26 protein-coding genes and 1 tRNA gene are annotated in these 26,163 nt (G+C 68.1%); 11 read left to right on the top strand and 16 right to left on the bottom strand.

Annotated features, from left to right (window positions below; translation table 11 throughout):
* Window positions 1-101: 101 nt before the first annotated feature.
* Both lgt and H0X95_RS09330 read right to left on the bottom strand, forming a co-directional pair.
* A complete protein-coding gene (gene lgt / locus H0X95_RS09335; protein WP_006484447.1) occupies window positions 102-998 on the bottom strand; it encodes a prolipoprotein diacylglyceryl transferase in 897 nt (298 codons plus the stop codon).
* Window positions 999-1,085: 87 nt separating this feature from the next.
* Window positions 1,086-2,000, bottom strand: coding sequence for a LysR substrate-binding domain-containing protein (locus tag H0X95_RS09330; protein WP_006484440.1), 915 nt, complete (start codon window positions 1,998-2,000; stop codon window positions 1,086-1,088).
* Window positions 2,001-2,134: 134 nt separating this feature from the next.
* Between H0X95_RS09330 and ilvD the strand changes: the two genes are divergently transcribed.
* Together ilvD and H0X95_RS09320 are read left to right on the top strand one after the other, a co-directional pair.
* Window positions 2,135-3,808, top strand: coding sequence for a dihydroxy-acid dehydratase (gene ilvD, locus H0X95_RS09325; protein ID WP_059721385.1), 1,674 nt, complete (start codon window positions 2,135-2,137; stop codon window positions 3,806-3,808).
* Window positions 3,809-3,937: 129 nt separating this feature from the next.
* Window positions 3,938-4,264, top strand: a complete 327-nt coding sequence (locus H0X95_RS09320; RefSeq protein WP_034201455.1) for a c-type cytochrome — start codon at window positions 3,938-3,940, stop codon at window positions 4,262-4,264.
* 137 nt (window positions 4,265-4,401) lie between these two features.
* Here H0X95_RS09320 and H0X95_RS09315 read toward each other — a convergent pair whose 3' ends face one another.
* From H0X95_RS09315 to H0X95_RS09305, 3 genes are read right to left on the bottom strand one after another with little or no spacing between them, the layout of a single operon-like run.
* The gene (locus tag H0X95_RS09315) at window positions 4,402-5,157 is read right to left on the bottom strand and encodes a DUF2486 family protein (RefSeq protein WP_059721386.1); all 756 of its coding nucleotides are present in this window, start codon (window positions 5,155-5,157) and stop codon (window positions 4,402-4,404) included.
* Window positions 5,158-5,182: 25 nt separating this feature from the next.
* Window positions 5,183-5,599: a DNA polymerase III subunit chi gene (locus H0X95_RS09310; protein WP_006484796.1), complete on the bottom strand. Its 417-nt coding sequence runs from the start codon at window positions 5,597-5,599 to the stop codon at window positions 5,183-5,185.
* 34 nt (window positions 5,600-5,633) lie between these two features.
* The gene (locus H0X95_RS09305; RefSeq protein WP_006484797.1) at window positions 5,634-7,145 is read right to left on the bottom strand and encodes a leucyl aminopeptidase; all 1,512 of its coding nucleotides are present in this window, start codon (window positions 7,143-7,145) and stop codon (window positions 5,634-5,636) included.
* 122 nt (window positions 7,146-7,267) lie between these two features.
* Here H0X95_RS09305 and lptF point away from each other — a divergent pair, with 122 nt between their 5' ends.
* The 3 genes from lptF to H0X95_RS09290 are packed head-to-tail and all read left to right on the top strand — an operon-like array spanning window position 7,268 to window position 9,925.
* A complete protein-coding gene (gene lptF, locus H0X95_RS09300) occupies window positions 7,268-8,362 on the top strand; it encodes an LPS export ABC transporter permease LptF (RefSeq protein ID WP_006484800.1) in 1,095 nt (364 codons plus the stop codon).
* Between the two features lie 3 nt (window positions 8,363-8,365).
* The gene (gene lptG, locus H0X95_RS09295) at window positions 8,366-9,514 is read left to right on the top strand and encodes an LPS export ABC transporter permease LptG (protein WP_196446032.1); all 1,149 of its coding nucleotides are present in this window, start codon (window positions 8,366-8,368) and stop codon (window positions 9,512-9,514) included.
* Window positions 9,515-9,541: 27 nt separating this feature from the next.
* On the top strand, window positions 9,542-9,925 hold the full coding sequence (locus H0X95_RS09290; RefSeq protein WP_006484798.1) for a sirohydrochlorin chelatase: 384 nt from the start codon (window positions 9,542-9,544) through the stop codon (window positions 9,923-9,925).
* A gap of 81 nt (window positions 9,926-10,006) precedes the next feature.
* On the opposite strand, the gene cobA is transcribed toward H0X95_RS09290, so the two are convergent.
* The 6 genes from cobA to H0X95_RS09260 form a co-directional block, all read right to left on the bottom strand.
* A complete protein-coding gene (gene cobA, locus H0X95_RS09285; RefSeq protein ID WP_006484807.1) occupies window positions 10,007-10,756 on the bottom strand; it encodes a uroporphyrinogen-III C-methyltransferase in 750 nt (249 codons plus the stop codon).
* Between the two features lie 60 nt (window positions 10,757-10,816).
* Window positions 10,817-12,133, bottom strand: a complete 1,317-nt coding sequence (locus H0X95_RS09280; RefSeq protein WP_006484806.1) for a sulfate adenylyltransferase subunit 1 — start codon at window positions 12,131-12,133, stop codon at window positions 10,817-10,819.
* Window positions 12,134-12,155: 22 nt separating this feature from the next.
* Complete coding sequence (cysD, locus tag H0X95_RS09275; protein WP_006478076.1) at window positions 12,156-13,118, bottom strand: sulfate adenylyltransferase subunit CysD; 963 nt, start codon at window positions 13,116-13,118, stop codon at window positions 12,156-12,158.
* 75 nt (window positions 13,119-13,193) lie between these two features.
* Window positions 13,194-13,946, bottom strand: coding sequence for a phosphoadenylyl-sulfate reductase (locus H0X95_RS09270; protein ID WP_006484803.1), 753 nt, complete (start codon window positions 13,944-13,946; stop codon window positions 13,194-13,196).
* Entirely contained in the window at window positions 13,943-14,485 is a 543-nt protein-coding gene (locus tag H0X95_RS09265; protein ID WP_059721387.1) for a DUF934 domain-containing protein, read from the bottom strand. Before H0X95_RS09265 ends, H0X95_RS09270 begins: the two co-directional genes overlap by 4 nt.
* Window positions 14,486-14,510: 25 nt before the next feature.
* Window positions 14,511-16,190: a nitrite/sulfite reductase gene (locus H0X95_RS09260; RefSeq protein ID WP_006484802.1), complete on the bottom strand. Its 1,680-nt coding sequence runs from the start codon at window positions 16,188-16,190 to the stop codon at window positions 14,511-14,513.
* Between the two features lie 212 nt (window positions 16,191-16,402).
* Here H0X95_RS09260 and H0X95_RS09255 point away from each other — a divergent pair, with 212 nt between their 5' ends.
* The 3 genes from H0X95_RS09255 to H0X95_RS09245 all read left to right on the top strand — a co-directional run bounded on the left by H0X95_RS09255 (window position 16,403) and on the right by H0X95_RS09245 (window position 18,762).
* Window positions 16,403-17,344 carry a CysB family HTH-type transcriptional regulator gene (locus H0X95_RS09255; RefSeq protein ID WP_006478072.1) on the top strand — a complete coding sequence of 314 codons (942 nt, stop codon included), beginning with the start codon at window positions 16,403-16,405 and terminating at the stop codon, window positions 17,342-17,344.
* 70 nt (window positions 17,345-17,414) lie between these two features.
* Window positions 17,415-18,581: an ABC transporter substrate-binding protein gene (locus H0X95_RS09250; protein ID WP_059721388.1), complete on the top strand. Its 1,167-nt coding sequence runs from the start codon at window positions 17,415-17,417 to the stop codon at window positions 18,579-18,581.
* Window positions 18,582-18,677: 96 nt separating this feature from the next.
* A tRNA-Leu gene (locus tag H0X95_RS09245) sits at window positions 18,678-18,762 on the top strand.
* Window positions 18,763-18,902: 140 nt separating this feature from the next.
* Here H0X95_RS09245 and H0X95_RS09240 read toward each other — a convergent pair.
* On the bottom strand, window positions 18,903-19,805 hold the full coding sequence (locus tag H0X95_RS09240; RefSeq protein ID WP_006482979.1) for a LysR family transcriptional regulator: 903 nt from the start codon (window positions 19,803-19,805) through the stop codon (window positions 18,903-18,905).
* Between the two features lie 121 nt (window positions 19,806-19,926).
* On the opposite strand from H0X95_RS09240, the gene H0X95_RS09235 reads away from it, so the two are divergent.
* The gene (locus H0X95_RS09235; RefSeq protein ID WP_006496126.1) at window positions 19,927-20,664 is read left to right on the top strand and encodes an SDR family oxidoreductase; all 738 of its coding nucleotides are present in this window, start codon (window positions 19,927-19,929) and stop codon (window positions 20,662-20,664) included.
* 42 nt (window positions 20,665-20,706) lie between these two features.
* Window positions 20,707-21,606 carry an SDR family oxidoreductase gene (locus H0X95_RS09230; RefSeq protein ID WP_059721389.1) on the top strand — a complete coding sequence of 300 codons (900 nt, stop codon included), beginning with the start codon at window positions 20,707-20,709 and terminating at the stop codon, window positions 21,604-21,606.
* A gap of 30 nt (window positions 21,607-21,636) precedes the next feature.
* Here the strand turns inward: H0X95_RS09230 and H0X95_RS09225 are convergent, their stop codons facing one another.
* Window positions 21,637-22,527: an alpha/beta fold hydrolase gene (locus tag H0X95_RS09225; RefSeq protein WP_059721390.1), complete on the bottom strand. Its 891-nt coding sequence runs from the start codon at window positions 22,525-22,527 to the stop codon at window positions 21,637-21,639.
* Window positions 22,528-22,633: 106 nt separating this feature from the next.
* On the opposite strand from H0X95_RS09225, the gene H0X95_RS09220 reads away from it, so the two are divergent.
* Window positions 22,634-23,530: a LysR family transcriptional regulator gene (locus tag H0X95_RS09220; RefSeq protein ID WP_059721391.1), complete on the top strand. Its 897-nt coding sequence runs from the start codon at window positions 22,634-22,636 to the stop codon at window positions 23,528-23,530.
* A gap of 25 nt (window positions 23,531-23,555) precedes the next feature.
* Here the strand turns inward: H0X95_RS09220 and H0X95_RS09215 are convergent, their stop codons facing one another.
* The 3 genes from H0X95_RS09215 to H0X95_RS09205 all read right to left on the bottom strand — a co-directional run bounded on the left by H0X95_RS09215 (window position 23,556) and on the right by H0X95_RS09205 (window position 26,111).
* Window positions 23,556-24,491, bottom strand: coding sequence for a LysR family transcriptional regulator (locus tag H0X95_RS09215; RefSeq protein WP_006482774.1), 936 nt, complete (start codon window positions 24,489-24,491; stop codon window positions 23,556-23,558).
* A 165-nt stretch (window positions 24,492-24,656) separates the two neighbouring features.
* The gene (locus H0X95_RS09210; RefSeq protein ID WP_006478064.1) at window positions 24,657-25,430 is read right to left on the bottom strand and encodes an SDR family oxidoreductase; all 774 of its coding nucleotides are present in this window, start codon (window positions 25,428-25,430) and stop codon (window positions 24,657-24,659) included.
* A 180-nt stretch (window positions 25,431-25,610) separates the two neighbouring features.
* Entirely contained in the window at window positions 25,611-26,111 is a 501-nt protein-coding gene (locus H0X95_RS09205) for a DinB family protein (protein WP_058901743.1), read from the bottom strand.
* Between the last annotated feature and the right edge of the window lie 52 nt (window positions 26,112-26,163).

The raw sequence follows: 26,163 nt of genomic DNA, 5'->3' as shown, positions 1-26,163 counted from the left end.
AACGAAAACGCCGGCCCGAGGGCCGGCGTTTTTCATGTACCTCCGTGCAGCCGATGCACGCGCCGATCACGCGTGCATCGATACCGCGTCACGTAATCACTTCATGCAGCCGCATTCGCGTTCGCCGCGCGGCGGCGATACGCCCAGACCATCATCGCGACCCCCGCGACGATCATCGGCAGCGACAGCCACTGCCCCATCGACAGGCCGAGCGCCAGCAGACCGAGGAAGTCGTCGGGTTCGCGCGCGAACTCGACCGTGAAGCGCGCGAGGCCATAACCGATCAGGAACAGTGCCGATATCGCGCCCATCGGCCGCGGCTTGCGCGCGAACAGGAACAGCACGAAGAACAGTGCGATACCTTCGAGCGCGATTTCATAGAGCTGCGAAGGATGGCGCGGCAGCATCTGGTATTGCATGAACACGTCGGCGAGATGCCACTTCTCCACGAGTGCCGGGTGCTTCGGCAGCCATGCCGCATCGTCGCGCATCGCGCCCGGGAACAGCATCGCCCACGGCGCCGTCGGATCGGTCACGCGGCCCCACAGTTCGCCGTTGATGAAGTTGCCGAGCCGCCCCGCCGCGAGCCCGGTCGGCACCATCGGCGCGACGAAATCGGTGACCTGCAGCCAGTGCCGCTTGCGCTGCCACGCGAACAGCATCATCGCGAGCGTCACGCCGAGGAAGCCGCCGTGAAACGACATGCCGCCTTCCCACACCTTGAACACGTCGAGCGGGTGCGAGAAGTAGAAATCGGCCTTGTAGAACAGCACGTAGCCGAGCCGGCCGCCGAGCACGGTGCCCAGCACGCCGTAGAACATCATGTCGTCGATGTCCTTCGCGGTCCAGCCCTGCGCCGCGACGTACGGCAGCTTCAGGCGGATCCGGCCGACGACGATCGCCGCGATGAAGCCGACGAGATACATGAGGCCGTACCAGCGCACGGCCAGCGGCCCGAGATGGATCGCAACGGGGTCGAAATTCGGGTGAATGATCATGGGTTAGCGAAGAAGTTTTCGAATACGGTACGGCCGTCGCACGCGCAGCACCGCGCGTTGGACGGCGCCCGCGCGCCATCGTTCACGTCACGCGGCAAGACCTTGTGCGCGCACGACGTCGATGAAACCGGCGAGCACGGGGCTCACGTCGCCGGTGCGCCACACGAGCCCCGTCTCGACGACCGGCGCAGAGCCGGCGAGCGGCCGGTAGACCACGCCGGTGCGCCGCAGGTTACGCAGCGATTGCGGCACCAGTGCGACGCCCATGCCGGCCGACACGAGGCTGACGATCGTCTGCATCTGGATCGCCTCCTGGCCGATGCGCGGGGTTGCCCCCGCCGCGCCGTAGCAGCCCGTAATGATGTCATAAAAGCCGGGCGCCAAACGGCGCGGAAAGATCACGAGCGGCAACGCGGCGACATCGGCAAGCTGCACGGGCGCGTCCTCGGGCGCATCGGACGCCCCGGCCGGCATCGCGACCACCAGCGGCTCGCGCACGACCGGCAGGTACGACAGCCCGGCCGCGTGACGCGGCGGCACGGGCGGAATGACGAGCCCGGCGTCGATGCGCCCGGCGACGAGTTCGTCGATCTGCACGTCGCTCGTCGCTTCGGCGAGCTGCAACCGCACCTGCGGGTAGCGCGCGCCGAACGCACGCAGCAAAGACGGCAACAGCCCGTAATCGGCGGTCGACACGAATGCGAGCGACAGCGAGCCGGCCTCCCCGCGTGCGAGCCGTCGCGCGAGCGGCGGCAGTGCATCGGCCGACGCCAGCAGCCGGTGCACGTCCGGCAACAACGCCGCGCCGACCGCCGTCAGCGCCACCGAGCGCTTGGTGCGCACGAACAGCGCGACGCCCAACGCGTCCTCGAGCGCGCGGATCGCCTGCGACAGCGGCGGCTGCGTCATCGACAGGCGCTCGGCCGCGCGACCGAAGTGGCGCTCGTCGGCGACGGTCGCGAAATAGCGCCACTGGCGCAGGTCGGGGATCGGATCGGCCATGTTCGACTCATTCGAAAAACGACTTAATAGGCGACAAATAATATATTGGACATCCCAATCGGGAAACTCCATGCTTGTTCGATCCGAACCGGCGCGCCCTTCAGGGTGACGCCCATACAACGATGGAGTCCCCCATGTCGTACAACCGCCGCTCGAAGCACATCACGCAAGGCGTGGCCCGTTCGCCGAACCGCTCGATGTATTACGCCCTCGGCTACCAGAAGGACGATTTCGACAAACCGATGGTCGGCATCGCGAACGGCCATTCGACGATCACGCCGTGCAATTCCGGCCTGCAGCGCCTGTCGGATGCGGCCGTGGCGGCCGTGAAGGCGGCCGGCGCGAATCCGCAGATCTTCGGCACGCCGACGATTTCGGACGGCATGTCGATGGGCACCGAAGGGATGAAGTATTCGCTCGTGTCGCGCGAAGTGATCGCCGACTGCATCGAGACCTGCGTGCAGGGCCAGTGGATGGACGGCGTGGTGGTGGTCGGCGGCTGCGACAAGAACATGCCGGGCGGCATGATCGCGCTCGCGCGCCTGAACGTGCCGGGCATCTACGTGTACGGCGGCACGATCCGCCCGGGCAACTGGAAAGGCCGCGACCTGACGATCGTGTCGTCGTTCGAGGCCGTCGGCGAATTCACCGCGGGCCGGATGTCGCAGGAGGATTTCGAAGGCGTCGAGAAGAACGCGTGCCCGACGTCGGGTTCGTGCGGCGGCATGTACACCGCGAACACGATGAGCTCGTCGTTCGAGGCGCTCGGGATGTCGCTGCTGTATTCGTCGACGATGGCGAACCCCGACCAGGAGAAAGTCGATTCGGCCGCCGAATCGGCGCGCGTGCTGGTCGAGGCGGTGAAGCGCGACCTGAAGCCGCGCGACATCATCACGAAGGAATCGATCGAGAACGCGGTGTCGCTGATCATGGCCACCGGCGGGTCGACCAATGCGGTGCTGCACTATCTCGCGATCGCGCACGCGGCCGAGGTCGACTGGACGATCGACGACTTCGAGCGCATCCGCAAGCGCGTGCCGGTGATCTGCGACCTGAAGCCGTCGGGACAGTACGTCGCGACCGACCTGCACCGGGCCGGCGGGATTCCGCAGGTGCTGAAGATCCTGCTCGATGCGGGGCTGCTGCACGGCGACTGCATGACGATCACCGGCCGCACGATCGCCGACGAGCTGAAGGACGTGCCGAGCGTGCCGCGCGCGGATCAGCACGTGATCCTCCCGATCGACCGCGCGCTGTACAAGGAAGGCCACCTGGCGATCCTGAAGGGCAATCTCGCGGAAGACGGTGCGGTCGCGAAGATCACCGGCCTGAAGAACCCGGTGATCACGGGCCCGGCGCGCGTGTTCGACGACGAGCAGAGCGCGATGGACGCGATCCTCGGCGACCGGATCCGCGCGGGCGACATCCTCGTGCTGCGCTACCTCGGCCCGCAGGGCGGCCCCGGCATGCCGGAAATGCTCGCGCCGACTTCCGCGATCATCGGCAAGGGGCTCGGCGAATCGGTCGGCTTCATCACGGACGGCCGCTTCTCGGGCGGCACCTGGGGCATGGTGGTCGGCCACGTCGCGCCGGAGGCGTTCGTCGGCGGCACGATCGCGCTGGTGCAGGAAGGCGATTCGATCACGATCGACGCGCACCGGCTGCTGCTGCAACTGAACGTCGACGAGGCGGAACTCGCACGCCGCCGCGCCGCGTGGCGGCAACCGGCGCCGCGCTATACGCGCGGGGTGCTCGCCAAATTCGCGGCGCTCGCGCGGCCGGCGAACCAGGGGGCGGTCACGGGCTGAGGCAGGGACACCATCGCATGCGGCCCCGATAAAGGGGGGGCCGCCTGGGGAACGCGCAAAACCTGCTTCCCCTTTGCTTCTATAATGCGCGGACCATGAAGCCGGCCGTCCCCGCCGGCGGAGAACCGCATGAAACAGACGATATTGCGCGTGCTGCTCGCGACGCTGCTGACCGGCAGCGCGGCGGCGGCGCGTGCCGACCAGGCCGACGGGCTCGTCCTGGCGCAGCGCAGGAACTGCATGGCCTGCCATGCGATCGGCAAGCCGCTGATGGGCCCGGCGTTCCGCGACATCGCCGGCAAGTACGCGGCGCGTGGCGATGCCGTCGATTACCTCGCGCAATCGATCGTGAAAGGCAGCGTCGGCGTGTGGGGCAGCGTGCCGATGCCCGCCAATACGCAACTGACGAGCACCGAAGCGCACACGCTCGCGCAGTGGGTGCTGTCGGTACGCTGAACCGGATAGCGGCGCGGCGCCCCCCGTCGGGTGCAGGGCGCCGCAAGAAGGCAGCCCTGTAACGACTGGCCAGCGCCTTCCCGGCGGCTTCACAGGCGCTTACCGCACCTGCTCCCCGTTCGCGAACGATGGCCCGTTCAGCCGGAATGACCGGCGCGACGACGGGCGATCTCTTCATCGACCGCATCGCGCACCCAGTCCATCACCTCGGTTTCCAGCGCGAGCGCGACTTCGCGCGTGACCTGGCCGACCAGCCAGGCCGAATGCTCGTGCAGCGCATCGCGACAACGCGCTTCGATGGCCTCGCGCCCGGCCCCGGTCAGATAATTCGTCAGGCGATTGCGCAGCCGTTCGGCGATGTGCTGTGCATCTTCCGGCGTCAGCCCGTCCGCGGCCTGCGCATCCGGCTGCGGCGCTGCGCTCGGCAGGACCGCCTCTGGCATCGCCGTACCGGGCGCGTGCCCGGCCGCTTCGTGCACCATCGCGGCGAACGTGGGCTGCGGCAGGTCGTCATTGACCAGCGACGAGCGCAGCGGCGCCATCGTCGCCCCGGCCTCTTCGGCGACCACGCGCTCCGCGGCGCCGGGTTCGGCCGGCGCATCGGTCTCGCCCGCGGCGGCCGGCGTCGCCACGTCGCCCGGCAGCTCGACGGCCGGCACGTGCGGCGTCGGGACGCGTTCGACCACGACGGAATCGGGGTCGGCTTCGGTTTGACGGGAATCGGCCGGCGCGGCAGCGGCGGCGCCCGGTGCGATCACGTCGGTGAGCACCGGAATCGCCGCGCGGTCGTGCGGCGCGGCGGCGGCGGACGCGGACGAACGCGCCGACGCCGGCTTGCCCGGCACCAGCACGTCGGTCAGTGTCGGGATCGAGGATGAATCGGCTTCTGTCACGGGAACACTCCGTCGACGGTTGCGGCTAGCCGCCCTGCTTGTAGTTGTTCAGCGCGTAGCCGCGGTCGCGGTAGAACCGGTAGCGGTCGCGGCCCGCGGCCAGCTCGTCCGGCGCGTTGCCGACCACTTCGAGCAGGCGCTCGAAGCGGGCGAACTGCGCGGGCACGGTCGCGCCGAGGTTCAGCAGCACGTGATGATGCGGCGCGCGATCGAGATCGGCGGCCAGCACGATCGGCGTGCCGGCTGCATGCTCGCTGTCGACGCCGCAATGCGGGATGAAATCGAGCGGCGAGAACGTCCAGAGCCGCTCGTCGAGCGCGCGCAGGCGCGCGGGCTCCGCGAGCACGACGACCGGCTGCCCGGCCTGATAGGCCTTGCGCAGCAGCCGGCACGCGTACGCGAGCGAATCGCCGACGTTCGAGTGGAAATCGATCCGCGTCATGGCCCGCGCACCCGCAGCGTCGTCAGCCCCGCCATCACTGGCCGGCGCGGTCGATCAGGAACTGCGCGAGCAACGGCACCGGACGGCCCGTCGCGCCCTTCGCGGCACCGCCCTTCCACGCGGTGCCCGCGATGTCGAGGTGGGCCCACGGGTAGCTCTCGGTGAAGCGCGACAGGAAGCACGCGGCCGTCACGGCGCCGGCCGGGCGCCCGCCGATGTTCGCGAGATCCGCGAAATTCGACTTCAGCTGATCCTGGTACTCGTCGTCGAGCGGCATGCGCCATGCCGGGTCGTTCGCCTCGCGCGACGCGTCGAGCAGTTCGCCCGCGAGCGCGTCGTTCGTCGAGAACAGCCCGCTGTTGTGGCCGCCCAGCGCGATCACGCAGGCGCCCGTCAGCGTCGCGACGTCGATCACGGCGGCCGGCTTGAAACGCTCGGCGTACGTGAGTGCGTCGCACAGGATCAGGCGGCCTTCGGCGTCGGTGTTCAGCACCTCGATCGTCAGCCCCTTCATGCTGGTGACGATGTCGCCCGGCTTCGTCGCATTGCCGCCCGGCATGTTCTCGCAGGTCGGCACGATCGCGACGACGTTGATCTTCAGGCCCATCTCGGCGACCGCGCGAATCGTGCCGAGCACCGAGCCCGCGCCGCACATGTCGTACTTCATCTCGTCCATGCCCTCGCCCGGCTTCAGCGAGATGCCGCCCGTATCGAACGTGATGCCCTTGCCGACCAGCACGACCGGCGCGGCCTTCGCGGCGGCGCCCTGGTAGTGCAGCACGATGAACTGCGGCGGCTCGACCGACGCGCGCGCGACCGACAGGAACGACCCCATCTTCAGCGCCTGGATCTGCTTGAGCCCGAGGACTTCGGCCTTCAGGCCCCAATCCTTCGCGATCTTCTTCGCGGTGTTGCCGAGATAGGTCGGCGTGCAGACGTTGCCCGGCAGGTTGCCGAGGTCGCGGGTGAGATCCATCCCGTTCGCAAGCGCGACGGCCTGCTTGACCGCGACCTTCGCGGCCTTTTCGTCCGCCGGGTCGACGCTGAACACGACGCGCTTGAGCGTGTGCGACGCCGGTTCCGGCTTGCTCTTCATCTGCGTGAAGCGGTAGGTCTCGTTGCGCAGCGCGAGGATCGCGGCGCGCACGCCCCAGTCGGAGCTGCGCTCGTCGACCGGCAGTTGCGCGAGCGAGAACGTGACCTGGACGACCTTGGTCGCCAGCAGCGCGCGCCAGGCGGCCGTCACCGCATCGTTATAGGCTTTCTGATTGAAAGCATCCTGCTTGCCGAGCCCGACCAGCAGCACGCGCGACGCGCCGATGCCCGACACTTCGTGCAGGAACAGCGTCTTGCCGCGCTTGCCGTCCATGTCGCCGGCCTTCACCACGCGCGAGATCAGTCCCTTGGTGGCCGTGTCGATGTCGAGCGCCGCGCCCGACAGGGTCTGCGCCTCGAAGATGCCGAGCACGATGCAGTCGGACTTCCCGGTCAGGAACCCCTTGGCCTCGCCTTTGCTCCAATCACAGCCTTTTATGCTAAAGTCCATCGCGCTTGTCCTCGGATAAAATCTGGGCTAAGGATGAAAGCCGCAATTATCCGCTATTTTTCCCGTGGCGGCGCGAGCGCTCCACCACGCGTGCGCAGCCTCCCGCCCTCTTCTCATCAAGAATGATCTTCGAACGCTCCCTCCAGCGCGAGCTTGCGTATACGGCTGGCGCCGTGTTCATGGTGCTGCTCACGATCATGCTCACGACGATGATGATTCGCATCGTCGGCTACGCCGCGTCCGGCGAAATCGATCCGCGGGACGTGCTCGTGCTGATCGGCCTGACCGTGATCGGCTATCTCGCCGTGATGCTCGTCGTCACGCTGTTCGTGTCGATCCTGTTCGTGCTGACCCGGTGGTACCGGGACTCCGAAATGGTGGTGTGGCTCGCGTCCGGCGTGAGCCTCACGCGCCTCATCAAACCGATCGGCGTGTTCGCCGCGCCGATCATCCTGCTGATCACCTTCTTCGCGTTCGTCGGCTGGCCGTGGTCGAACCAGCAGAGCAAGATGATCAAGGCGCGCTTCCAGCAGCGCGACGAAATCTCGCTGCTCGCGCCGGGCCAGTTCCGCGAATCGGCCGCGAACCATCGCGTGTTCTTCATCGAGAAGATGTCGCCGGACCAGAGCAAGGTCCAGAACGTGTTCGTCACGTCGACGGAAAACGGCAAGGTCAACGTGGTCGTGTCGCAGACGGGCCATACGGAAACCTCGAAGGACGGCGATCGCTTCGTCGTCCTCGAGGACGGCCGCCGCTACGACGGCACGCCCGGCCAGCCGAACTTCAAGATCATGGAGTTCGAGCGCTACGGCGTGAAGATCACGAGCAAGCCCGTCACCAACGTGCAGACCACCAACAGCACGCCCACGCCCGACCTGTTGCGCAACCCGACGCGCGACAACCTCGCGGAATTCGCGTGGCGCGCGGGGCTGCCGCTGATCGCGATCAACCTGATGGTGCTCGGCATCCCGCTCTCGTACCAGAACCCGCGCCGCAGCCGCACGATCAACCTCGTGATGGCCGTGCTGATCTACCTCACGTACTCGAACCTGCTGAACGTCGTGCAGGCGCAGATCGAGCAGGGCAAGATGTCGTTCGGCGTCGGGCTCGTCGGGCTGCACGTCATCGTCGCGGCGATCGTCGCGTTCATTTTCTGGTTGCGCGTGCGCAATCGTCCGTTGTTGACACGCGCGCTGTTCGGCCGCTCGGGAGCATGATCGATGCGGCTCTATGAAAAGTACTTCGCGCGACAGATCTACATCACGTTCATCTTCATCCTGTTCGCGTTCTCGGGTCTGTTCTTCTTCTTCGACCTGATCAGCGAGCTGAACTCGGTCGGGCACGGCAACTACAAGTTCGGTTACGCGGTGCTGCGCGTCGCGCTGCAGACGCCGTCGCGCTTCTACGAGATCATCCCGGTCGCCGCGCTGATCAGCGCGATCTACGTGTTCGCGCAGATGGCCGCGAACTCGGAATTCACGATCTTCCGCGTGTCGGGCCTCGCGACCAACCAGGCGCTGCGCTCGCTGCTGAAGATCGGCGTGCCGCTCGTGATCGTCACCTACCTGATCGGCGAATTCGTCGGCCCGTACGCCGACCAGTTGTCCGAACGCGTGCGGCTGCAGGCGCTCGGCGCATCGGTGTCGTCGAACTTCCAGTCGGGCGTGTGGGTGAAGGACACGCTCGCGGCCCGCGAGAACGGCGAGCAGGTCACGCGCTTCGTCAACGTCGGCAGCCTGTCGCCCGACTCGACGATCAGCAACGTGCGCATCTACGAATTCGACTCGAAATTCCAGCTGCGGAACGTGCGCATCGCGCAGACGGGCCGCTACGAGCCGCCCGGCCACTGGCTGCTGAAGGGCGTCACCGAGACGGAGCTGACGCCGATCAAGCCGATCAGCGGCCAGCCGGCCGATGCGCTGAACCCCGTGTACCGGTGGCAGCAGGTGTCGCTGCCCGAATACCGGCTGCGCTCCGACCTGACGCCGCAGATCCTGTCGGTGCTGCTCGTGTCGCCGGAGCGCATGTCGATCATCAACCTGTTCCGCTACATCCAGCACTTGCGCGAGAACCAGCAGGACACGCAGCGCTACGACATCGCACTGTGGCGCAAGCTGCTGTATCCGTTCGCGGTGTTCGTGATGCTCGTGCTGTCGCTGCCGTTCGCGTACCTGCATACGCGCGCCGGCGTGGTCGGCGTGAAGGTGTTCGGCGGCATCATGCTCGGCATGAGCTTCCAGCTGCTCAACACGCTGTTCTCGCACATCGGCACGCTGAATACGTGGCCCGCGCCGCTCACCGCGGCGACGCCGGGCCTCATCTATCTCGCGCTCGGCCTGTTCGCGCTCAAGTGGGTCGACCGGCACTGAGCGCCGCGTCGCGACGGAGGCTTCGACATGCATTCGCACGGTATCGTCCTGTTCGGCCACGGCGCCCGCGACCCGCGCTGGGCCGAGCCGTTCGAGCGGCTGGCCGCGCGGCTGCGCGGCGCCGGCTCCCCTGCCGCGCAGGTGTCGCTCGCCTTCCTCGAACTGATGACGCCGTCGCTCGGTGACGCCGTGGCCGCGCAAGTCGCGGCCGGCTGCACGCGCATCACCGTGGTGCCCGTATTCTTCGGCCAGGGCGGCCATGTCCGCCGCGACCTGCCGCAGCTCGTCGACGCATGCCGCGCCGCGCATCCGGGCGTCGAGATCCGCTGCGCGACGGCCGTCGGCGAAGACGACGGCGTGCTCGACGCGGTCGCGCGCTATTGCGTCGGGCAACTCGGCGGCGACGCGTAGGCCGCGCTTTCCGCGCAGCCAAAGAAAAAGCGCTGGCGGTTGCCAGCGCTTTTTTCGTTTCGGACCGCGTTCGAGCCGCGCTCAGGCGGCATTGCGCACCGGAGCACCCGCCTGCGCCAGCCGTGCGCGTTCGGCGAATGCATCGCCGATCATCAGCAGGCTCGGTTCCGCCGGATCGAGCCACGCCTGCGCGTCGCCGGCCGCCATCTGCGCGAGCGTGAGCGTCAGCGTGCGTTCGCGCGCGGTGCTGCAGGCCTCGACGATCGCCACCGGCGTCGCGGGCGCACGGCCGGCGTCGATCAGTTCCTGCGCGATGCCGGGCGCGCTGTCGCGGCCCATGTAGTAGACGATCGAATCGGCACGCGCGGCTTCGCGGATCTCGTCGCTGCCCGGCGCGCGGCTGTGCGTCGCGAACGCGACGCTGCGCGACACGCCGCGCAACGTGAGCGAACGCTTGAGCGTCGCCGCGCCGGCCAGCGCCGCGGTGATGCCCGGCACGACCTCGTAGTCGATGCCGGCCGCCTCGAGCGCGCGCATTTCCTCTTCGGCGCGGCCGAACAGCATCGGATCGCCACCCTTCAGCCGCACGACGCACGCGTGCTCGCGCGCCGCGTCGACGATCTGCTTGTTGATGAAATGCTGCGCGGTCGAGCGCTGCCCGCAGCGCTTGCCGACCGCGATCTTGCGCGCGTTCGGCGCATAGTCGAGCATCGCGGGCTCGACGAGCGCGTCGTGCAGCACGACGTCGGCCTGCTCGAGCAGCCGCATGCCGCGCACCGTGATGAGGTCCGCGGCGCCCGGCCCTGCTCCGATCAGATACACCTTGCCCATGTTTGTCGCTTCGTTAGGGTCCTGCCGCGGCGGCCGGTTCGCCGCCGCGCCGATTGACGATTACGCCGAGAACGCGCGGATCATGCCCGCGGCGACCGTGTGGTGGGTCGCCTCGTCGATCAGCACGAACGCGCCCGTACCGGGATGCGCATCGTAGGTGTCGCAGACGATCGGCTTCTGCAGCGTCAGCGCCACGCGGCCGATGTCGTTCATCTTCAGTTCCTGACGGTCGGTCGCGTGCGACAGCGTATGCACGTCGAGCACCTGCTTGACCGCGCCGATCTTCGCGAACACCGTGCTGGTGGTCTGCTTCAGCAGGTACTTGCGCTGCGGCGACAGCGGCGCCTCGTCGAACCAGCACAGGTCGGCCTCGAGCTTCTTGGCCGGCTCGACCGGCTCGGCGGTCGTGACGAGCATGTCGCCGCGCGACACGTCGACATCCTGTTCGAGACGGATCGTCACGGTCTGGCCCGCGAACGCGTGCGCAACCGCCGCGGTGCCGCCGGGCACCGGCGCGACGATCTCGGCCACCGTCGCGGTGCGGTTCGACGGCAGCACGACGATCTCGTCGCCGACCTTCACTTCGCCCGACTCGATCCGGCCCATGTAGCCGCGGAAATCGTCGGCCGAGCTGCCGTCCTGGCGCGCGACCCACTGCACCGGGAAGCGCAGCGCGTCATGCGCCTGCGTCTCGACCGGCAGCGATTCGAGCACGTCGAGGAGCGGCTCGCCCGCGTACCACGGCATGCGCTCGCTCGCGCCGACGATGTTGTCGCCCTTGAGCGCCGACACCGGCACGAAGCGCACGTCGGTCAGGCCGAGTTGCTTCGCGAGCGCGACGTACGCGTCGCGGATCTCGTTGAAGCGCGCCTCGCTGTAGTCGACGAGGTCCATCTTGTTGATCGCGACGATCACGTGCTGCAACCCGAGCAGCTTGACGATCGCGCTGTGGCGCTTGGTCTGCGGCAGGAGTTGCACGACGCCGTTCTCGACCGTGATGCGCGTCGCGTCGACCAGGATGATCGCCGCGTGCGCGGTCGACGCGCCCGTCACCATGTTGCGCGTGTACTGCTCGTGGCCCGGCGTGTCGGCGATGATGAACTTGCGCTTCGCGGTCGCGAAGTAGCGGTACGCGACGTCGATCGTGATGCCCTGCTCGCGCTCGGCTTCCAGACCGTCCGTCAGCAGCGCGAGGTCCAGTTCGTCGCCGACCGTGCGCTTGTTCTTCGCGCGCGACAGCGCGGACAGCTGATCGGACAGCACGGCCTTGCTGTCGTACAGCAGGCGGCCGATCAGCGTGCTCTTGCCGTCGTCGACGCTGCCCGCGGTGATGAAGCGCAACACGCCGAGGTCTTCGGTGTTCTCGATGATGCTCATGATGTGAATGTCCTCGTGTGCTTCAGAAATAACCTTGCTTCTTGCGCTGTTCCATCGCGGCTTCGGAGGCCTGATCGTCCATCCGGGTCGCGCCGCGCTCGGTGATCTCGGTCACCGCCGTCTCGGCGATGATCTTCTCGACGTCGTCCGCGTCGCTCTCGACCGGGCACGTGCAGCTGATGTCGCCGACCGTGCGGAAGCGCACCTGCGCCAGCTCGCTCGTCTCGCCGTCACGCATCGGCGTGAGCGGCGTGACCGGCACGAGCAGCCCGTTGCGGCGCACGATCTCGCGCTGGTGCGCGTAGTAGATCGACGGCAATTCGAGGTTCTCGCGCGCGATGTACTGCCACACGTCGAGCTCGGTCCAGTTCGAGATCGGGAACACGCGCAGGTGCTCGCCCTTGTGCAGGCGGGCGTTGTACAGGCTCCACAGCTCCGGGCGCTGCGCCTTCGGGTCCCACTGGCCGAATTCGTCACGGAACGAGAAGATGCGCTCCTTCGCGCGCGCCTTCTCTTCGTCGCGGCGCGCGCCGCCGATCAGCGCCGTGTAACCGTGCTGCTCGATCGTTTCCAGCAGCGTGACGGCCTGCGCGGCGTTGCGCGAATCGGTTTCGCGGCGCAGCACGACCGTGCCGCGCTTGATCGAATCCTCGACATGGCCGACCACCAGCTCGGCGCCGAGCTCTTGCGCACGACGGTCGCGGAAGTCGATCACTTCCTCGTAGTTGTGGCCCGTGTCGATGTGCACGAGCGGGAACGGCAGCGTCGTCTTGCGGTTCGCGCCGAGGCCGAACGCCTTCAGCGCGAGGTGCAGCACGACGACCGAGTCCTTGCCGCCCGAGAACAGCAGTGCCGGCTTGCTGCATTCGGCAACCAGTTCGCGCAGGATGTGGATCGACTCGGCTTCGAGCCAGTCGAGGTGGCCCATGCGGCTGTCGGCGCCGGTGGGCGGGGCAAAGGCGGATTGCTCGAGCGTCGTGCTCATGATTTCAGTCCTTCTCTTCTGGGTTCGTGCCGCCCGCTGTCGCGGGCGACGCAATATTCAGTTTCTTGTCGGCTTTCAGTGCGCGGCGCCGGCTTCGGCATTCGCGGGAATCGGCGTGATCGTCGTGATGTGCAGCCCGCATTCCTTCGTGTCGCGCGACTCCCACCACCAGCGGCCCGCGCGGCTGTCCTCGCCGGGGCGGATCGCACGCGTACACGGCTCGCAGCCGATGCTCGGGTAGCCGCGCGCATGCAGCGGATTGACCGGCACGTCAAACGCCTTAAGGTACGCCCACACGTCGGCTTCCGTCCAGTCGGCGAGCGGGTTGTACTTCGCGATCCCGCGCGCTTCGTCCTGTTCTTCCTCGTGCAGCTCCGCGCGCGTGACCGACTGCTCGCGGCGCTGGCCCGTCACCCACGCGCCGACGTCGGCCAGCGCACGGTTCAGCGGCTCGACCTTGCGGATGTGGCAGCACGACTTGCGCAGCTCGACGCTCTCGTAGAACGCATTCAGGCCGTGCTCGGCAACGTACCGGTCGACCGCGTCCTGCTGCGGATGGAACTGCTCGATCTCGTAGCCGTAGCGCTCGCGCACCCGGTCGATCATGCCGAGCGTTTCCGCGTGCAGGCGGCCCGTGTTCAGCGAGAAGATGCCGATCGGCACGCCCTTCGACAGGATCGCGTGCGTGAGCAGCATGTCTTCCGCGGCGAGGCTGCTCGCGAACTTCACCTTGTCGTGACGCTCGCCGATCTGCGCGAGCAGCGCGTCGAGGCGCTCGACCTTCGCGGCGAGTTCCGGCGTCAGCGCGGTGGCGGTCGCGGTGCTCATGCGCTCACCTTGGCGTCGGACGCGGCCTCGCGGCGGCGGAACAGCGGCGCCGGCTCGTCGAATGCGCCCTGGTAACGCTGCGTGAATTCGGTGAACGCATTCAGCGCGTCGTGGATGTCCTTGTCGGCACGCACCGCGAACGCGTCGAAGCCGCAACGCGACATGTACAGCAACTGGTCGCGCAGCACGTCGCCGATCGCGCGCAGCTCGCCGGTCCAGCCATGACGCTCGCGCAGCAGGCGCGCGATGCTGTAGCCGCGGCCGTCCGCGAAGCGCGGGAAGTCGACGGCGATCAGCGAGATCGCGCCGAAGTCGGCCACGAGATCGGCCGGCTCGCTGTCCGGCGCGAGCCACACGCCGAGTTCGTCCTTCGTCTTCGCGGCGACGAGCGCCGCACGCTCGGCCTGCCACAACGCGAACGGCACCAGCACCTTGCCGGCCGGCAACGCGTCGACCGCGGGCAGCGCACCGTCTTCCGCCGCGCGCACGACCTGCCATGCATCGTCGATCACTGCGCGGTTCTTGATAATCGAAGCCATCTGCAAATTCCTTCTACCCGGTTGGTTACGCGTTCACTGCCTGGCGCGCCGCATACACGCGCTCCTTGAACGGCGCGATGCCGATGCGGTCGTACGTGTCGACGAAGCGCTCGCCGTCGAGGCGCGCCTCGACGAACGTATCGATCAGCTTCGCGATCACGTCGGGCACTTCCTCGGCCGAGAACGACGGCCCGATCACGCGGCCGAGGCGCGCGCCGTTCTGGCCCGTGCCCTGCTCGCCGCCGAGCGACACCTGGTACCACTCGGCGCCGTCCTTGTCGACGCCGAGGATGCCGATGTTGCCGACGTGGTGGTGACCGCACGAGTTCATGCAACCGGAAATGTTCAGCGACAGTTCGCCGAGGTCGTACACGTAGTCGAGATCGTCGAAACGCTGCTGGATCGCCAGCGCGATCGGGATCGACTTCGCGTTCGCGAGCGAGCAGAAGTCGCCGCCCGGGCACGCGATGATGTCGGTCAGCAGGCCGATGTTCGGCGTCGCGAAACCGGCCGCCTTCGCCTTTTCCCACAGCGCGAACAGGTCGCGCTTCTTCACGTTCGCGAGAATCAGGTTCTGCTCGTGCGACACGCGCAGCTCGCCGTACGAGTACGCGTCGGCCCAGTCGGCGACCAGATCCATCTGCGCGTCGGTCGCATCGCCCGGCGCCACGCGGTGATCCTTCAGCGACAGCGTGACGGCTGCGTAACCGGGCACCTTGTGCGGCGCGACGTTACGCTCGACCCAGCGCGCGAACGCCTTGTTCTCGAGCAGGTGCTGTTCGAACGACGCGTCGGTGTCGGCCAGCTTCTCGTAGACCGGCGGCTTGAAGTACTGCGACACGCGATCGAGCTCGGCCTGCGTGAGCGTCGACGGGCCGTCCTTCAGGTGCTGCCATTCTTCCTCGACCTGCTGCGCGAACTTCGCCGGCGACAGCGCCTTCACGAGGATCTTGATCCGCGCCTTGTACAGGTTGTCGCGGCGGCCGTAACGGTTGTACACGCGCAACACGGCTTCGCAGTACGTGAGCAGGTGCTGCCACGGCAGGTCTTCCTTGATCACCGCGCCGATGATCGGCGTACGGCCGAGGCCGCCGCCCGCGAGGATGCTCGCGACCACTTCGCCCTGCGCGTTCTTCTTCAGGTACACGCCGAGGTCGTGGATCTGCACGGCCGCACGGTCACGCTTCGAGCCCGACACCGCGATCTTGAACTTGCGCGGCAGCCACGCGAATTCGGGGTGGAACGTCGACCACTGGCGCAGGATCTCGGCCCACGGGCGCGGATCGATCTCTTCGTCCTGCGCGACGCCGGCGAACTGGTCGGCCGTGATGTTGCGGATGCAGTTGCCCGACGTCTGGATCGCGTGCATCTGCACCGACGCGAGCTTCGCGAGGATCTCGGGCGTCTCTTCGAGCTGCACCCAGTTGAACTGGATGTTCGAGCGCGTCGAGAAATGGCCGTAGCCGCGGTCGTGTTCGCGGGCGATGCGCGCCAGCATCCGGAGCTGGTCGCTGCGCAGGTTGCCGTACGGAATCGCAATGCGGTGCATGTACGCGTGGCGCTGCATGTACAGGCCGTTCTGCAGACGCAGCGGACGGAATTCGTCTTCGCTCAACTCGCCCGACAGCCGGCGGCGCACCTGATCGCGGTACTGCGCGACTCGCTCGTCGACGATCGTCTGGTCGTATTGGTCGTACTGATACATTCGGGGACCCCAGGGTTTTCGTGGTGACTGCGCGACGTCCTAGCCACGTCGCGCCCGAATCTCCGTTCCGCCGCACCGCCGTATCCGCTGCCGGCTGGATTGCTAATGACGAAAACAGATATCCATATTTGAAAAACTCCGGTGAATCGTAATAAACTCGCCTTATATTTCAAACGACTAAAAAATTCTGTTGATATGCGGAAGGGTTATAAATGAACCTGCACCAATTTCGCTTCGTGCGCGAGGCCGTCCGGCAGAATTTCAACCTCACCGAGGCCGCCAAGGCGCTCTACACGTCGCAACCGGGGGTATCGAAGGCGATCATCGAGCTCGAGGACGAGCTGGGCGTCGAGATCTTCACGCGGCACGGCAAGCGCGTGCGCTCGCTCACCGAGCCGGGCCGGATCATCCTCGCGTCGGTCGAGCGGATTCTTCAGGAGGTTGAGAGCCTCAAAAGGGTCGGGAAGGATTATGCGGCGCAGGACCAGGGCAACCTGACCATCGCCGCGACCCACACGCAGGCCCGCTACTCGCTGCCGGCCGCGATCGCCGAGTTCAAGAAGCGCTTCCCGAAGGTGCACCTGTCGATCCTGCAAGGCAGCCCGACGCAGGTGGCCGAGATGGTGATCCACGACCAGGCCGATCTCGCGATCGCGACCGAGGCGATCTCCGACTACAAGGAACTCGTGTCGCTGCCCTGCTTCCAGTGGCACCACGCGGCCGTCGTGCCGGCCGACCACCCGCTGCTCGAACGCAAGCCGGTCACGCTCGACGATCTCGCGCAGTACCCGCTGATCACGTACGACGACGCGTTCGCGGGCCGCAAGAAGATCAACCATGCGTTCGCGCTGCGCGGGCTGTCGCCGGACATCGTGCTCGAGGCGATCGACGCCGACGTGATCAAGACCTATGTCGAGCTCGGCCTCGGCGTCGGCATCATGGCCGACATCGCGTTCAACCCCGAGCGCGACCGCGGCCTGCGGCTTATTCCGGTCGGCCACCTGTTCGGCAGCAACGTCACGCGCGTCGCGCTCAAGCAGGGCGCCTACCTGCGCAGCTATGTGTATACGCTCGTCGAACTGCTGTCGCCGACACTGAACCGCAAGCTGATCGAGCAGGCGCTCAAGGGCGAAGCCGAATCGTACGAGCTTTGACGGACAGGTATGAACACGGGGGCGCACATTGCGCCCCTTTTCGTTGCCCGACGGAGATGGAGATTCCCGCATGACGCTTCCCGCCCTGTTGCGCCGCACCCGCCTGGCCGCCGGCGCCGCCCTCGTGCTGGCCTGCGCGGCCGCGCATGCCGACCTGAAGGTCGGCGTCGACCTGTCGTCGACCGGCCCGGCCGCCGCGATCGGCATCACGAGCAAGAACGCGATCCTGATGTGGCCGAAGACGATTGCCGGACAGCCCGTGCAAGTCACGGTGCTCGACGACGCATCCGACCCGGGCGCCGCGGTGCGCAACATCCGCAAGCTGGTCGACGAGGATCACGTCGACGTCGTGGTCGGCCCGAACATCACGCCGGCCGCGCTCGCGGCGCTCGACACGGTGGCCGCCGCGCAGACGCCGATGATCACGCTGGTCGGCTCCGGCTCGATCGTCGAGCCGCAGGAAGGCGCGCGGACCTGGGCGTTCAAGATGGCGCAGAGCGACCGCGCGATGGCCGACGTGATGACGCGCTACATGGCCAACCACGGCGTGAAGACGGTCGGCTTCATCGGCTTCGCGGACAGCTACGGCGACAGCTGGCTCAACGAATTCACGCGCTTCGCGGACCTGCGCAAGATCCGCGTGATCGCGACCGAGCGCTTCAACCGCACCGACGCGAGCGTCACGGGCCAGGCGCTGAAGCTGATCGCGGCGAAGCCCGACGCGATCCTGATCGCCGGCGCGGGCACGCCGACCGTGCTGCCGCAGCGCACGCTGATCGAGCGCGGCTACAAAGGGCCGATCTACCAGACGCACGGGATCGCGACGCCGGAATTCATCAAGCTCGGCGGCAAGGACGTCGACGGGACGCTGTTCCCGACCCAGCCGGTGGTCGTCGCGCGCACGCTGCCGGCCGACCACCCGGCCCGCCAGGCCGCGCTCGCGTTCGTCGATGCGTACGAGGCGAAGTACGGCGCCGGCACCGTCACGCAGTTCGCGGGCGATGCGGCGGGCGTGTACCCGCGCCTCGCCGACGCGGTCGGCCGCGCGCTGAAAGCCGCGCAGCCCGGCACGCCGGCGTTTCGCGCGGCGCTGCGCCGCGAGCTGGAACGCGCGCATGAGCTGGTCGTACCGAACGGCGTCGTCAACACGAGCGACAAGGATCATGTGGGGCTCGATCAGCGCGCGAGCGTGATGGGGATCGTGAAACAGGGCCGCTTCGTCTACCTGAGCCAGTAATGTGCGTGCCGGGCATCGGCGCAGCTTGCCCGGCATCCGGATTTCCGCCATAATCCGCGTTTCGCCGCGCACCACCGCATGCGCGGCCAGGATCAAGCCCAGGTGGTGAAATTGGTAGACGCAGGGGACTCAAAATCCCCCGCCGCAAGGCGTGCCGGTTCGATTCCGGCCCTGGGCACCAGTATTTCGCAGCGTCACGCGCTGCATCTGTCGAAACCCGCGCAAGCTGCCGCTTCGCGGGTTTTTTATTTTTGCCGCGCGTTCCGCCCCGCACCGGGCGACCGACGGTGGCCTGCCGCCGATCTCCCTCCCACGATACGCTCAGACCGTCAACTCGCGGACGAAGTCGAGAAACACCCGCACCTTCGCGGCCACGAGGTTCGACGCGTGGTGATACGCGTAGAGCGGAAATGTCTCGTCCGTCCACTCCGGCAGCAGCAGGACCAGTTTCCCGTCGGCAACGATGTCCCGCGCGTAGAGTTCCAGCAATTGCGCGATGCCCGCGCCACCGACGCACGCGCCGAGCAGGCCGCCCGTATCGTTGACCATCAATCGTCCACCGGCATCGAACGGCACCACTTCCTTGCCCCGATGAAATTCCCATTCGTACGGCCGCCCCGTTACCGGGTCGCGGATCAGCACGCAACGATGCCCGTGCGCGAGATCGCGCGGATGACGCGGTTCGCCGTGACGCTCGACATAGGCCGCCGATGCGCAGGTCAGCACGCGCGTCTCGAGCAGTAGCCGCGCACGGTATGACGACGGCTCGGGCACGCCGAAGCGCACGGCCACGTCGAATCCGTCGGCGACGAGGTCGCCCATCCGGTCGCGCACGCTGATCTCGACGGACAGGTCGGGAAAGCGGTCGAGAAACTCCGCCATCCTCGGCGCCAGCACGTAGTGGCCGAACGTGCCGTCCACGTTGACCCGCAGCCGCCCCCTGACGCGTGCCTTCGATCGGCCGGCGTCGATCGCCGCGTCCTCGATGCCGGCCAGCAGCGGCGCGACCGCCTCGTAGAAGCGCCGTCCTTCGTCGGTCAACGTGATCGCGCGCGCCGTCCGGTTGAAGATCCGGATGCCGACCCGCTCTTCCAGCCGCGCGACGGCACGGCTCACCGCCGGCTGCGTCAGGCCCATCGCCTCCCCGGCACGCGCGAAGGTGCCCGCCTCGATCACCGCCGAGAGCACGCCGATTCCGCTCAGAAGCCTGCTGTCGAATGCCATAAGACATACTTTTAGTCATGTATTAACTGAGCATTATTCATTATTTTTATTGATCGCAGAAGCCTACATTTGTCCCTGTCGCCGGATCGAACGGCATTCATCCATTCACCAGGAGCAGGACATGAGCACATCGGAACAGGTCGCCCTCGTCACGGGTTCGTCGCGCGGCATCGGCGCGGAAATCGCCCGCCAACTCGCCCGGGACGGCTTCCGGGTCGTCGTCAACTATGCCGGCAGCGCCGGCCCGGCCCGCGAAGTGGTCGACGCGATCGTCGCCGACGGCGGCCATGCCGTCGCGGTGCAGGCGAACGTCGCCGACCCGGCGGCCGTGGCCGCGCTGTTCGACGCCGCCCGCGACGCATTCGGCGGTCTGGATGTGGTGGTCAATTCCGCGGGCGTGATGAAGCTCGCGACCATCGCCGACTGCGACGATGCGCTCTTCGACGAAACGTTCGCCATCAACGTGAAGGGCACCTTCAACGTCTGCCGCGAAGCGGCAAAGCGGGTGCGCGACGGCGGACGCATCATCAACCTGTCGACCAGCGTGATCGGCATGCGCATGCCGACTTACGGCGTGTACGTCGCCAGCAAGGCAGCGGTCGAAAGCCTCACGCAAGTGCTCGCGCAGGAAATGCGCGGGCGCGGCGTCCGCGTGAATGCCGTCGCGCCGGGACCGGTCGCGACCGAGTTGTTCCTGCAGGGCAAGAGCCCGGAACTCGTCGACCGGCTCGCGAAGCTGAACCCGCTCGAGCGGCTCGGCCAGCCCGACGACGTCGCGCGCGTCGTCGCGTTCCTCGCCGGCCCGGACGGTGCGTGGATCAACGGCCAGATCCTGCGCGCCAACGGCGGCATGTGCTGACGGCCGCTCGCTGCCCCCTATCTTTCCGCCAGGAGATCGCTCATGAAGGAAGTCGTCCTCGTCACCGGCGCGTCCAGCGGCTTCGGCTTGCTGACGGCCCAGGCGCTCGCCCGCGCCGGTCACACGGTCTACGCGTCGATGCGCGACAGCGCCGGGCGCAATGCGCCGCGCGCCGCCGCCGTCGCGGCCTATGCGCAAGAACACGGCGTCGACCTGCGCAGCCTCGAACTCGACGTCGGCGACGATGCGTCGGTCGACGCCGCCATCGAGCGCGTGATCGCCGACCACGGCCGTCTGGACGTCGTCGTCCACAACGCCGGCCACATGGTGTTCGGGCCGGCCGAAGCGTTCACGCCCGAACAGCTTGCGCAGCTCTACGACGTCAACGTCGTGTCGACCCAACGCGTGAACCGCGCGGCGCTGCCGCACCTGCGCGGCCAGCGCCGCGGCCTGCTCGTCTGGGTATCGTCCTCGTCGGCGCGCGGCGGCACCCCGCCGTTCCTCGCGCCCTACTTCGCCGCAAAGGCCGCGATGGATTCGCTCGCCGTGTCCTACGCCGCCGAACTCGCCCGCTGGGGCATCGAAACGTCGATCGTCGTGCCGGGCGCGTTCACCCGGGGCACGAATCACTTCCTCCATGCGGGCAAGCCGGCCGATACCGCCGTGCAGGCCGCCTACGACGGCGGGCCGTACGCGGGCGTCGCCGATCAGGCGTTGCGGGGCCTCGCCGCGCTCGAACCGGCGGACGCCGACGCGGGCGCCGTCGCCACGGCGATTGCCGAGCTCGTCGCGGCGCCGGCCGGCAAGCGCCCCTACCGCGTGTTCGTCGATCCGTCGCAGGACGGCGCCGAGGAAGTGTTCCGCGTCGGCGATCGCATCCGCCGCGAGATGTTCAGGAACATCGGGCTCGCCGACCTGCTCGCGCCGCGCGCCGGCGGTTGATCCTTCGCGCGCCGGGCCGGCCGGCGCGCGTCACCCGTGCCCGCAGAACCGGAGAATCGCGTCCGCGACCGCCGCCGCGGATTCACGCTGCGGGAAGTGCCCGATTCCGTCGAGCACCTGCCGCTCGTAGCGCCCGGAGAAGAACCGCTCGCGCCCGGCCGAGCTGTCCGGATGATTGCAGGTGTCCGCGCCGCCGTGCAGCACGAGCGTCGGCACCGCCAGCACGGGCGCCGGGTTCAGCCGCGCGTCGTCGTCGGCATAGGCCGGCGTGCCCGGCGCGAAGCCCCAGCGCTGCCGGTACGAATGCAGCACGACGTCGATCCAGTCGGGTCCGTCGAACGCAACGGCCGCAGCGTCGAAATCGCCGTCGCGATACCAGCCCGGCGGCGACCACGTATCCCACATCAGGCGCGCGAACGCACGGCGGTCGTCGCGCAGCGCCTGCTCGCCGCGCGGCGTCGCCATGAACCAGTGATACCAGTAGTTGCGCGCCTGCTGCAGCGACAGCGGCTGAGCGGGATCGTTGGTGCCGTACCCGACCGACAGCATCACGAGGTGCGACGCGACACCGTCGCGCAACCCGCACGCGTTCGCGGCCGCGCGGGCGCCCCAGTCGTGCCCGACCAGCAGCGGCCGCTCGATGCCGAGCGCATCGACGAATTCGAGCAGGTCGCGCCCGAGCGCCGCGAGCTGGCCGCTGCGCGGCACGGACGCGTCGCGAAAGCGCGTCGGCGCGAAGCCGCGCAACGCGAGCGCGAGCACGCGGTAGCCGCGTGCGGCGAGCGCCGCGGCCACCGCTTCCCAGCCGACCGGGCTGTCCGGCCAGCCGTGCAGCAGCACGGCCGCGCGTTCGCCGCGCGGGTTCCATTCCAGATAGGCAATATCGAGCGACGCGGTGGCCGCATGCGCATAGGTCGTCATCGTGTACTCCGTGAGGTCAGCCTGAACCTACGATGGTAGGCCGGTCTTTCATCACGATTCACGGAGTATCATGATTCATTCCTCATATTTCGCGTCGAATCGATCCATGGAACCGCCGACCGATCCCGCGTCGACCGCGCTCGACATCGCACTGCTGCGCACCTTTCTCGAAGTCGTCGACCGCCGCGGGTTCGCGCCGGCCGCCGAGCGCCTTGCGCTGACGCCGTCCGCCGTCAGCGGCCACATCAAGCGGCTCGAACAGGCCGCCGGCACCGTGCTGCTGGCGCGCACGACGCGCCGTATCGCGCTCACGCCGGCCGGCGACACGCTGTACGCCTACGCGCGCAACATCGTCGACATGGAGCGGGAGGTGCGCGCGCGGCTGCGCGGCGCGCCGGCGCACGGACCGTTGCGGGTGGGCGCGTCGGAGGACTTCGCCGGCGCGTGGCTGCCGCACGTGTTGCGCACGTTCCGCGACCGCCACCCGCACACGTCGATCGAGCTGAAGGTCGGGATCACCGCGTCGCTGCTGCGCGAGCAGATGCTCGGCCGGCTCGACGTCGTATTCGGCAAGCAGTGCCGGCAGGTCGACGCGCCGGGCGAGCTGCTGTGGGAAGAGCCGCTCGTGTGGGCGTTCGCAGCGGACCGCCCGCTCGACGCAGGCGGCGAAGTGCCGCTCGCGCTGTTTCCGCAGCCGTGCGTCTATCGGGAAGCCGCCGTCGCGGCGCTCGCCGCCGCGCTGCGGCCGTTTCGCGTACTGTTCGAAAGCGGCAGCATGGCCGGTTGCGTGTCGGCCGCGCTCGCCGGCTTCGCGGTCACCGCGCTGGCGCGCAGCCAGCTGCGCGACGGCTTGCGCGAATGCGGGCCGCAGGACGGCTTGCCGGCGCTGCCGGCCGCGCGCTTCCATGCGTTCGCGGCGAAACCGGACGGCCCCGGCGCGGCGTTGATCGAGGCCGTGCGGAACATCGGGCGCGACCGGCGGTTCGCCACGCAGCCCGACTGAAGAGCCGCGCGCGCCGGCCTGCCGGTCAGTCGCCGTCCGAACTCGCTGCTTCGCCGGTCCCCGTCAGCGCATCGGCCATCAGTTCCCCGAACCATTCGATGAACGCATTGAGCCGCCTCGACCGGTGCCGGCGGTGCGGATACACGGCCGACACGTCCATCGGCTCGGCGCGATGGCCGGGCATCACGTCGACGAGCGCGCCGCTTGCCAGCAGATGCTCGACGTCGAAGCGCGGAATCTGGATCAGCCCCATGCCCGCGATGCAGCTGGCGATATAGGTTTCGGCGTTGTTGACGATCACGCGGCTCGGCAGCGTCAGCACGCGCCGCTGCCCGTCCGCGCAGTATTCCCAGCCGAGTTCGCGCCCCGTCGTCGGGGACGCATAGCCGATCGCCCAGTGCCCGTGCGCGAGCGCGTCCGGATGCTCGGGCACGCCGCACTCGCGCAGGTAGTCGGGGCTCGCGCAGTTGATCAGCGTGAACTGCCCGAGCGGCCGCACGACGAGGCTGCTGTCCGCGAGCCGCCCGACGCGAATCGCGCAATCGACGCCCTCCTGCACGAGGTCGATCGAGCGGTCCGTGGAGCCGAGCGACAGCTGCAGCTTCGGATAGCGGCGAAACAGCGACGGCAGCGCGGGCGCCACGACGCGCCGCGCGATCCGGCTCGGCACGTCGACGTTCAGCCGCCCGACCACGTCGTGGTCGCGGCGCCGAAACAGGCGGTCGAGTTCATCGGCCTCCGCGAGCAGGCGCCGGCCGCGCTCCAGCAGCAGCGCGCCGTCGGCAGTCAATTGCACCTGGCGCGTCGTACGGTGCAACAGACGCGTGCCGAGCGCCGTCTCCAGTTGCTGGACGGCCGCCGACACGGTCGCGCGCGGCGCGTCGAGCGCATGCGCGGCCTTGATGAAGCTGCCCATCTCGGCAACCTGCAGGAAGATCCTGACCTGATCCAGCTTGTCCATCGGCGGGAAACCCGGGTTCGAACGACGGTCACCGCCGGCCGCCGCGCATCGCGACCGGCTTCGGCGGCACAGAGAAAACGGGCGCGCGGCCTCGTGGCTGCGCGCCCGTCCATTGTCCACGCAAACGCGCCAGTGCGGTGCGCCGTGCGGCCGCGAGCGGCCCGGTTACTTGGTCGTGTAGCCGCCGTTGATCAGGATCGTCTGGCCGGTGATCCACCAGCCGTCGGTCACCAGATGGCGGATGAACGGGACGACGTCCTCGATGTCGGTCAGCCCCGTCTTGCTGAACGGCGACAGCGCGGCGGCCGTCTTGTGATACGCGACCGCGTCGGCGCCTTCGGCCGGATAGAAGAACGGCGTGTCCATCGGGCCCGGCCCGACGGCCGTCACCGAGATCCCGCGCGCGCCGTACTCCTTCGACGCCGCGCGCGTGAAGTGCTCGACCGGCGCCTTCGACCCTTCGTACGCCGCGTAGAACGGCGTGAACGCGCCGAGCAGCGACGTCACGAGCGTGACGAGCTTGCCGTGATCCTCGAGATGCCGGCCCGCTTCCTTGATGAAGAAGAACGCCGACTTGCTGTTGACCGCGAACATCTCGTCGTACTCGGCCTCGCTGATCTCGGTGAACGGCTTCTTCAGCACCTTGCCGACCGTGTTGATCGCGATGTCGATCTTGCCGAAGCGCTGCTTCGCGTCGTCGAACAGCTTCTCGACCGCGGCGGCCGTCGTCAGGTCCGCCTGGAACGTCGCGGCCTCCGCGCCGGCCGCACGGACCGCCGCGGCGGTCTCCTCGGCCTGCGCCTGCGATGCCGCGCTGTTGTAGTGAATCGCCACCGCCTTCGCGCCGTGGCCCGCCAGGTCCCGGGCGATCAGGCCACCGAGATTCTTTGCCCCGCCTGCGATCAGGACGACCTTGTCTGCGAGCGTATGAGTTGCCACGGTTGACTCCTTTTTTCGTTGGACGAAGCTAGGAGTGTAGGCATCCGCGCCCGCTCGATCAGCCGGCTGCGGCTGGATGGATTATCCAGAAAACCGATCCAATCCGAGCCGCGCAATGTGGCGTGCCGCACCGACGGCGGCGCCGGATTCCGGCATGCCAATGCGCGAGCGCCGGCCGACTCAGCGCGCGTACAGCGCCGCGTCGATCTTGCCGAGCAGCCACTGCATGCCGGACAGGTGCTGCTGATCGTGGCTGCACAGGTAATGGACCAGCCCGCGCACGGTCAGCGAACCGTAGCCGTCGAACTCGCCGGTACGCGCGAACTGTTCGGGCGTGAGGCGCGACAGCAGCGCCAGCGTCTCGCGTCGTGCGTCGCGAATCGCCGCGAGCACGTCGGACGCATACGCGTCGTCGTAGCGCCGCTCGATCGCGAGTGCGTCGCCGTCGATCGAGACCAGCAGCGGCCGGTCTTCGTCGAGCATGCGTCGCAGCCGTACGTGATAGCCGTCGATCTCGATGTCGCGCACATGGCAGAGTTGCCCGAGCGGCGAGAAATGCTCGCTCGGCATGCCGGACCAGTCGTCGGGGGTCCAGCGCGCATAGCCGTCGGGCACGGCCGCGAAATGCGCTTCGAGCTGACGGGGAAAATCGGCGAGTGCGTCGAGCGTCGTCGGATTCATGCGGGAGACTCCCTGTCGGATAAAGGCGGGCGGCAACCCTGGCACGGGCCTG

This window comes from Burkholderia sp. 9779_493 (assembly GCF_015712215.1).
In the GTDB taxonomy this organism is placed as follows: Bacteria; Pseudomonadota; Gammaproteobacteria; order Burkholderiales; family Burkholderiaceae; genus Burkholderia; species Burkholderia cenocepacia.
The sequence above is the reverse complement of the archived record's forward strand: the minus strand, read 5'-3'. Positions and strand labels throughout refer to the sequence as shown.

What these genes read in the sequence shown, in the direction of transcription:
- lgt (WP_006484447.1), bottom strand. Translation starts at nt 998, where the DNA reads ATGATCATTCACCCGAATTTCGACCCCGTTGCGATCCATCTCGGGCCG.
- H0X95_RS09330 (WP_006484440.1), bottom strand. Translation starts at nt 2,000, where the DNA reads ATGGCCGATCCGATCCCCGACCTGCGCCAGTGGCGCTATTTCGCGACC.
- ilvD (WP_059721385.1), top strand. Translation starts at nt 2,135, where the DNA reads ATGTCGTACAACCGCCGCTCGAAGCACATCACGCAAGGCGTGGCCCGT.
- H0X95_RS09320 (WP_034201455.1), top strand. Translation starts at nt 3,938, where the DNA reads ATGAAACAGACGATATTGCGCGTGCTGCTCGCGACGCTGCTGACCGGC.
- H0X95_RS09310 (WP_006484796.1), bottom strand. Translation starts at nt 5,599, where the DNA reads ATGACGCGGATCGATTTCCACTCGAACGTCGGCGATTCGCTCGCGTAC.
- H0X95_RS09305 (WP_006484797.1), bottom strand. Translation starts at nt 7,145, where the DNA reads ATGGACTTTAGCATAAAAGGCTGTGATTGGAGCAAAGGCGAGGCCAAG.
- lptF (WP_006484800.1), top strand. Translation starts at nt 7,268, where the DNA reads ATGATCTTCGAACGCTCCCTCCAGCGCGAGCTTGCGTATACGGCTGGC.
- lptG (WP_196446032.1), top strand. Translation starts at nt 8,366, where the DNA reads ATGCGGCTCTATGAAAAGTACTTCGCGCGACAGATCTACATCACGTTC.
- H0X95_RS09290 (WP_006484798.1), top strand. Translation starts at nt 9,542, where the DNA reads ATGCATTCGCACGGTATCGTCCTGTTCGGCCACGGCGCCCGCGACCCG.
- cobA (WP_006484807.1), bottom strand. Translation starts at nt 10,756, where the DNA reads ATGGGCAAGGTGTATCTGATCGGAGCAGGGCCGGGCGCCGCGGACCTC.
- H0X95_RS09280 (WP_006484806.1), bottom strand. Translation starts at nt 12,133, where the DNA reads ATGAGCATCATCGAGAACACCGAAGACCTCGGCGTGTTGCGCTTCATC.
- cysD (WP_006478076.1), bottom strand. Translation starts at nt 13,118, where the DNA reads ATGAGCACGACGCTCGAGCAATCCGCCTTTGCCCCGCCCACCGGCGCC.
- H0X95_RS09270 (WP_006484803.1), bottom strand. Translation starts at nt 13,946, where the DNA reads ATGAGCACCGCGACCGCCACCGCGCTGACGCCGGAACTCGCCGCGAAG.
- H0X95_RS09265 (WP_059721387.1), bottom strand. Translation starts at nt 14,485, where the DNA reads ATGGCTTCGATTATCAAGAACCGCGCAGTGATCGACGATGCATGGCAG.
- H0X95_RS09260 (WP_006484802.1), bottom strand. Translation starts at nt 16,190, where the DNA reads ATGTATCAGTACGACCAATACGACCAGACGATCGTCGACGAGCGAGTC.
- H0X95_RS09255 (WP_006478072.1), top strand. Translation starts at nt 16,403, where the DNA reads ATGAACCTGCACCAATTTCGCTTCGTGCGCGAGGCCGTCCGGCAGAAT.
- H0X95_RS09250 (WP_059721388.1), top strand. Translation starts at nt 17,415, where the DNA reads ATGACGCTTCCCGCCCTGTTGCGCCGCACCCGCCTGGCCGCCGGCGCC.
- H0X95_RS09240 (WP_006482979.1), bottom strand. Translation starts at nt 19,805, where the DNA reads ATGGCATTCGACAGCAGGCTTCTGAGCGGAATCGGCGTGCTCTCGGCG.
- H0X95_RS09235 (WP_006496126.1), top strand. Translation starts at nt 19,927, where the DNA reads ATGAGCACATCGGAACAGGTCGCCCTCGTCACGGGTTCGTCGCGCGGC.
- H0X95_RS09230 (WP_059721389.1), top strand. Translation starts at nt 20,707, where the DNA reads ATGAAGGAAGTCGTCCTCGTCACCGGCGCGTCCAGCGGCTTCGGCTTG.
- H0X95_RS09225 (WP_059721390.1), bottom strand. Translation starts at nt 22,527, where the DNA reads ATGACGACCTATGCGCATGCGGCCACCGCGTCGCTCGATATTGCCTAT.
- H0X95_RS09220 (WP_059721391.1), top strand. Translation starts at nt 22,634, where the DNA reads ATGGAACCGCCGACCGATCCCGCGTCGACCGCGCTCGACATCGCACTG.
- H0X95_RS09215 (WP_006482774.1), bottom strand. Translation starts at nt 24,491, where the DNA reads ATGGACAAGCTGGATCAGGTCAGGATCTTCCTGCAGGTTGCCGAGATG.
- H0X95_RS09205 (WP_058901743.1), bottom strand. Translation starts at nt 26,111, where the DNA reads ATGAATCCGACGACGCTCGACGCACTCGCCGATTTTCCCCGTCAGCTC.